1 pseudogene is annotated in these 440 nt (G+C 51.8%); it reads left to right on the top strand.

Annotated elements, in window-relative coordinates:
* Window positions 1-67: 67 nt before the first annotated feature.
* Window positions 68-298, top strand: a pseudogene (locus tag DLK05_RS17070) (terminase gpA endonuclease subunit); the annotation flags it as partial.
* Between the last annotated feature and the right edge of the window lie 142 nt (window positions 299-440).

The raw sequence follows: 440 nt of genomic DNA, 5'->3' as shown, positions 1-440 counted from the left end.
AGCGCCCGTTCCTGACCGTGTGGCTTACCTGACCGCCGGTATCGACTCCCAGCTGGACCGCTACGAAATGCGCGTATGGGGATGGGGGCCGGGTGAGGAAAGCTGGCTGATTGACCGGCAGATTATTATGGGCCGCCACGACGATGAACAGACGCTGCTGCGTGTGGATGAGGCCATCAATAAAACCTATACCCGCCGGAATGGTGCAGAAATGTCGATATCCCGTATCTGCTGGGATACTGGCGGGATTGACCCGACCATTGTGTATGAACGCTCGAAAAAACATGGGCTGTTCCGGGTGATCCCCATTAAAGGGGCATCCGTCTACGGAAAGCCGGTGGCCAGGCGACATATAATTGTCACTATAAATCAGAACCAAAATCCCAACAGTTGTAATTAATATTGACATAATAGAAGTAAGTGGATCGATAAAGTAACCG

The organism is Ancylomarina longa (assembly GCF_003996985.1).
Classification (GTDB): domain Bacteria; phylum Bacteroidota; class Bacteroidia; order Bacteroidales; family Marinifilaceae; genus Ancylomarina_A; species Ancylomarina_A longa.
This window is presented reverse-complemented; position numbering and strand designations above follow the sequence as displayed.